General features: G+C 59.6%; 5 protein-coding genes and 1 pseudogene. 3 read left to right on the plus strand and 3 right to left on the minus strand.

The window, feature by feature from the left end:
• A pseudogene (locus tag ACIP1X_RS27425) lies at positions 1-196 on the plus strand (glyceraldehyde-3-phosphate dehydrogenase); the annotation flags it as partial.
• Positions 197-367: 171 nt separating this feature from the next.
• On the opposite strand, the gene ACIP1X_RS27430 reads toward ACIP1X_RS27425, so the two are convergent.
• A complete protein-coding gene (locus ACIP1X_RS27430; RefSeq protein ID WP_400755835.1) occupies positions 368-1669 on the minus strand; it encodes an MFS transporter in 1302 nt (433 codons plus the stop codon).
• A 73-nt stretch (positions 1670-1742) separates the two neighbouring features.
• On the opposite strand from ACIP1X_RS27430, the gene ACIP1X_RS27435 reads away from it, so the two are divergent.
• Both ACIP1X_RS27435 and sthA read left to right on the plus strand, forming a co-directional pair.
• Positions 1743-2792, plus strand: coding sequence for an FAD:protein FMN transferase (locus ACIP1X_RS27435; RefSeq protein ID WP_400755836.1), 1050 nt, complete (start codon positions 1743-1745; stop codon positions 2790-2792).
• 197 nt (positions 2793-2989) lie between these two features.
• On the plus strand, positions 2990-4384 hold the full coding sequence (sthA, locus tag ACIP1X_RS27440) for a Si-specific NAD(P)(+) transhydrogenase (protein ID WP_038362239.1): 1395 nt from the start codon (positions 2990-2992) through the stop codon (positions 4382-4384).
• Between the two features lie 42 nt (positions 4385-4426).
• Here sthA and ACIP1X_RS27445 read toward each other — a convergent pair whose 3' ends face one another.
• Both ACIP1X_RS27445 and ACIP1X_RS27450 read right to left on the minus strand, forming a co-directional pair.
• Positions 4427-5149, minus strand: coding sequence for a glycerophosphodiester phosphodiesterase (locus tag ACIP1X_RS27445; RefSeq protein ID WP_400755837.1), 723 nt, complete (start codon positions 5147-5149; stop codon positions 4427-4429).
• 14 nt (positions 5150-5163) lie between these two features.
• Positions 5164-5697 (minus strand): PilZ domain-containing protein (locus ACIP1X_RS27450; RefSeq protein WP_400755838.1); only part of this gene is annotated, 534 nt, incomplete at its 5' end.

Genomic DNA, 5697 nt, shown 5'->3' on the forward strand with positions numbered 1-5697 from the left:
CAACTCGCAGGAAGTGGTTTCGACTGACTTCGTTGGCTCGCGCCACGCCGGTGTGGTCGACGCTGAAGCGACCATCGTTCAGGACAACCGCGTTGTTCTGTACGTCTGGTACGACAACGAGTTCGGTTACAGCTGCCAGGTTATCCGCGTGATGGAAGACATGGCTGATGTGAATCCGCCAGCGTTCCCGCGCTAAGCGATAGCTGCATATGAAAACGCCCCGACTTTGGTCGGGGCGTTTTTGTTTGTGTGCCTTTTAGAGCTGTGTTGTCAGTACCGGCCCCTTCGCGAGCAAGCTCGGCTCCTACAAGGGATTTGTGAGCGCCACATCTCCAATGTAGGAGCAAAGCTTGCTCGCGATGGCGTCCTATCGGGCGCCACCGGGTATGGCTGCTTGCGCCGTGCGCAGCTCATGCTTGTTGCCACGAAACAGCACCAACGTTGCAATCAAGCCCAGTACCGCCGCTCCACTGAGCCAGATCCCCGGCGCAGCCTTGTTATCCAGCACATGAATCAGATAAGTACACGCCGCCGGCGTAAACCCGCCAAACGTCGCCGTCGCCAGGCTATAGGCCAGCGAGAACCCGGTCGTACGCACTTCCACCGGCATGATCTCGGTCAGCGCCACCACCATCGCGCCGTTGTACGAGCCGTACAGGAACGACAACCACAATTCGACGATCAGCAAATGGCTGAAGCTCGGATTCACCACCAACCACGACAGCGCCGGGTACGCGGTCAGAATCGCCAGAATAGTCGCCGCCAGCAGTAGGGGTTTACGTCCAATCTTGTCGGACACCGCGCCCATCACCGGCAGCCAGAAGAAATTCGACAAACCAATACACACCGTCACCAGCAACGCATCGAAGTCCGACAAATGCAGCTCAGCCTTGCCGAAGGTCGGGGTGTACGCAGTGATCAAATAGAAAGACACCGTGGTCATCACCACCAGCGCCATGCCAGCGATAACGATGCCAAAGTTCTGACCGATCGAGCGGACAATTTCCCGCAGGGTAGGGCGATGTTTCCGCGCCTGGAATTCCGGAGTTTCTTCCAGCGAACGACGAATGACAAAGATCACCGGCACAATCATGCAGCCGATCAGGAACGGCACGCGCCAGCCCCAGTCACCCATCTGTTCCGGACTCAGCCAATGATTGAGGCCGACGCCGAGCAAACCGGCGAAGACCACCGCCGCTTGTTGGCTGGCGGACTGCCAACTGACGAAAAAGCCCTTGCGGCCCGGTGTGGCGATTTCAGCCAGATACACCGACACGCCGCCCAACTCCACGCCCGCCGAGAAACCTTGCAGCAAGCGGCCAAACAGCACGAGCAAAGGAGCGGCAACGCCGAGGGTGGCGTATCCCGGAACACAGGCAATCAGCACCGTACCGGCGGCCATCAATGCCAGCGTGATGATCAAACCCTGGCGACGGCCATGACGGTCAATGTAGGCGCCGAGGAAGATCGCCCCCAGCGGTCGCATCAGGAAACCGGCACCAAAAGTCGCCAACGACAGCATCAGCGAAGCGAAGGCACTGTCAGTCGGGAAGAAGGTTTTGGCGATGGCCGTGGCGTAGAAGCCGTAGACCATGAAGTCGAACATTTCGAGGAAGTTGCCGCTGACAACGCGAAAGATCGCTTTGCCTTTGCCCGTGGAAGTGGACATTTTTAGATACTCGTTATTGGATTTTTAGAAGCGCGTTGCATCCGTTGGGAGCGAGCGGGCCCTTTGATTCATAATGGCCGGCGCTGTTTTGCGGGGAGATGAAGAATTGTTCACTGGACGGTTTGTGGGGTTCGTGGTTTTGGCGGCTTTTTTGGCGGCCTGCGGCGAGGGTGAGTCGATGGAAAGCTTTGGCGGGCCAACCATGGGCAGCACGTATTCGATCAAGTACGTGCGTCATGCGGGTGATGCCGATTCCGCGCAAGTTCGCAGTGAAGTAGAAGGGATCCTCGCCGAAGTCGACCAGCAGCTGTCCACTTACCGCAACGATTCCGACATCGAACGTTTCAACGCTTTGCCCGCCAATAGCTGTCAGACAATGCCCGCGTCGGTACTCGAATTGATCCGCGTCGGCGAACAACTGTCAGCGCAAAGCGAAGGTTCTTACGACCTCACCGTTGAACCGCTGATGAATCTCTGGGGCTTCGGCCCGCAAGGTCGCGAAGAAAAAGTCCCCGATGCCGCTGCACTGGCCGAGGTGATGCAGCGGGTCGGTCATCAGCATCTGAACATAAAGGGTGACCAGCTGTGCAAAGACGCTGCCGTAGAGGTCGACTTCAATAGCATCGCCGCCGGTTATGCCGTCGACACCATCGCCGCAAGGCTCGATGCGCTCGGCATCCACGACTACCTCGCTGAAGCCACGGGTGAATTAAAGGCAAAAGGCAAAAAGCTCGACGGCTCCCCGTGGCGCATTGCTCTGGAAGAACCCCGCGACGATCAACAGATCGCCGAGCGCATCATTGATGTCGACGGCTACGGCGTTTCGACCTCTGGCGACTACCGCAACTATTTCCTGCAGGACGGTCGGCGCTATTCCCACACCTTCGATGCCCGCACCGGCGCCCCCGTCCTACACGACCTGGCCTCAGTCACGGTAATTCATCCTTCAGCGTTGGTGGCAGATGGACTATCGACGCTGTTGCTTATTCTCGGCCCCGAAAGGGCTATGGACTATGCCGAAAAACATGACATCGGTGCATTCTTGGTGATTCGTGCCGATACAGGTTTCGTCATCCGCACCAGTCCGGCGTTCGAACGCCTCAGTGGCAAAAAAACTGACTGAGAACAATACGAAAGCTGGCGTTGTAGTGCAGGCAAAAGTAGCCTACGACGCGACCAAGGGTTAATGTGCGCGGCGTTGACGCTTCTATAGACTGTGTCCGGGTTCTTGATTGACCCCCAATTGTTCCTTCGCGCCGCCGTTCGGCGTGATTTAGCCGTAGGTGCTGCTGGCACCGCGGCCTGTTCTGAGGAGTACGCATGGCTGTCTACAACTACGACGTGGTGGTACTGGGTTCCGGCCCGGCGGGAGAAGGCGCGGCAATGAACGCCGCCAAAGCAGGGCGCAAGGTCGCGATGGTCGACAGCCGTCGTCAGGTCGGCGGCAACTGCACCCACCTCGGCACCATCCCGTCCAAGGCACTGCGTCACTCGGTGCGGCAGATCATGCAGTTCAACACTAATCCTATGTTCCGGGCGATCGGCGAGCCACGCTGGTTCTCCTTCCCGGACGTGTTGAAAAGCGCCGAGAAAGTCATTTCCAAACAAGTCGCCTCGCGCACCGGCTATTACGCCCGTAACCGCGTCGACGTGTTCTTCGGCACCGGCAGCTTCGCCGACGAGCAAACCATCGAAGTGGTCTGCGCCAACGGCGTGGTCGAGAAACTGGTGGCCAAGCACATCATCATCGCCACCGGTTCGCGTCCTTATCGCCCGGCGGACATCGATTTCCACCACCCGCGTATCTACGATAGCGACACCATCCTCAGCCTCAACCACACCCCGCGCAAACTGATCGTTTACGGCGCCGGCGTGATTGGTTGCGAATACGCGTCGATCTTCAGCGGTCTGGGTGTACTGGTTGAGCTGGTCGACAACCGTGGTCAGTTGCTGAGCTTCCTCGACTCGGAAATCTCCCAAGCGTTGAGCTACCACTTCAGCAACAACAACATCACTGTGCGCCACAACGAAGATTACGATCGCGTTGAAGGCGTCGACAACGGCGTGATCCTGCACCTGAAGTCCGGCAAGAAGATCAAGGCCGACGCCTTGCTCTGGTGCAACGGCCGTACCGGCAACACCGACACGCTGGGTCTGGAAAACATCGGCGTCAAGGTCAACAGCCGTGGTCAGATCGAAGTCGACGAGGCTTACCGCACCTGTGTACCGAACATCTACGGTGCCGGTGACGTGATCGGCTGGCCGAGTCTGGCGAGTGCCGCTCACGACCAGGGCCGTTCGGCCGCTGGCAGCATCGTTGATAACGGCAGCTGGCGCTTTGTGAATGACGTGCCGACCGGCATCTACACCATTCCGGAGATCAGCTCGATCGGCAAGAACGAGCAGGAGCTGACCCAGGCCAAAGTACCGTACGAAGTCGGCAAGGCGTTCTTCAAGAGCATGGCGCGTGCGCAGATCGCCGGCGAGCCGCAAGGCATGCTGAAGATCCTGTTCCACCGTGAAACCCTGGAAGTGCTGGGCGTGCACTGCTTCGGTTATCAGGCGTCGGAGATCGTCCACATCGGTCAGGCGATCATGAGCCAGCCGGGTGAACTGAACACCCTGAAGTACTTCGTCAACACCACGTTCAACTACCCGACCATGGCGGAAGCCTATCGGGTAGCGGCGTACGACGGCCTCAACCGGCTTTTTTGACGGGCTCCGGCCGGTGGCCTGAGCCGGCCGGGGAGACCGATTTCAGCACTTCTCGCGCGGGGCAGTGGCCAAACCGGGAAAGTCTGTAATCAGGCTGTCAACGCCGAAGTCGGCGAGTCTGCGCATCAGCGCAGGCTCGTTGACGGTCCACACCGACACATGCAGCCCCTGACGCTGCGCCTTCTGCAGGCGTTCCGGCGTACACAGCGTCCAGTTCAGCGCAAGAATCTCGCAGCCGTAACTAGCCGCGACCTTCAACGGGTCGAGCCAGGCGTATTCGGCGACCAGTCCTCGCGACACGTCCGGCACCAGATCCAGCGCTGCTTTCAGCACTTCCCGCGAACTCGAGGTGATCGTCACCTTGTCGAGCAGGCCGTGGCGCTGGGCCATTTCACGAATTGCCAGCACCGTGGTTGCGGCGCGCGTGCGTGAAGCGCTTTTCACCTCGAGCTGCCAGTGCTCGAAATCACATTGCTCGAACAACTCTTCCAGCGTCGGAATCGGGCACGGCTTGATCCAGCCCGGGCCACCCTTGCGCGCGTCGTAAGTCACCAGCTCGGCGGCGGTGTGCTCGACGACTTTGCCGCGCCGATCCGTGGTGCGCTTGAGCGTGGGGTCGTGGATGACCATCAACTCGCCGTCCTTGGACAGGTGCAGATCGAGTTCGCAGCGGCGCACGCCGTGCTTGAGACATTCCTGAAAGCTGCTCAGGGTGTTTTCCGGTGCTTCGCCCTTGGCGCCGCGGTGGCCGTAGATGAGGGTCACGGTTCTTCCTTAAATTAAATGCCTGATTCGTTCTGTTCGCGGGCCAGACGTCGTTCCTGGGCCTGCTTCTGCAAGATATAGCGGGCGAGCAATTGGCGCTGGGCATCGGTCAAGTGTTCGAACTCGGTGCCGACGTCGAATCCGTTGCCCTTGGGGTCGCAATGGGTGACGCGGGCGCGCAGCAACAGGCCCAGCGCTTGCGGCATCAGCACCAGTTTCACCGACAGGTGCGCGCCGGCGGCGATTGGTGTCGGGTGCTGAAAGTCGATCCCGCCTTCGGAAATGATCACCGGTTGCGGCTCGCCGATCTGGCCGAGCACGGTCAGGGCGACCACCTGGCTGAGCAGGTCGATGCGTTTGTTCTGGGATTTCAGGAACGCGGCGATGGCGCGGTCGCGCTCGCTGATCTGCCGCAACAAGTGCTGCGACTCGAATTCGCTCAGGTGCAGTTCGCTGAGCAGGTTGAACAGCGGGGAAGCATCCTGCAACACTTCCTGGCCTGCGGCTTCGGGAGCGGACAGGGGCCGAATTTCCAGTGCGATCGTGTC

This window comes from Pseudomonas sp. NPDC088885 (genome assembly GCF_044750025.1).
GTDB lineage: Bacteria > Pseudomonadota > Gammaproteobacteria > Pseudomonadales > Pseudomonadaceae > Aquipseudomonas > Aquipseudomonas rustica.

Excerpts from the sequence above, each read along its gene's own strand:
- ACIP1X_RS27435 (WP_400755836.1), top strand. The coding sequence starts at position 1,743 with ATGGCCGGCGCTGTTTTGCGGGGAGATGAAGAATTGTTCACTGGACGG.
- sthA (WP_038362239.1), top strand. The coding sequence starts at position 2,990 with ATGGCTGTCTACAACTACGACGTGGTGGTACTGGGTTCCGGCCCGGCG.
- ACIP1X_RS27430 (WP_400755835.1), bottom strand. The coding sequence starts at position 1,669 with ATGTCCACTTCCACGGGCAAAGGCAAAGCGATCTTTCGCGTTGTCAGC.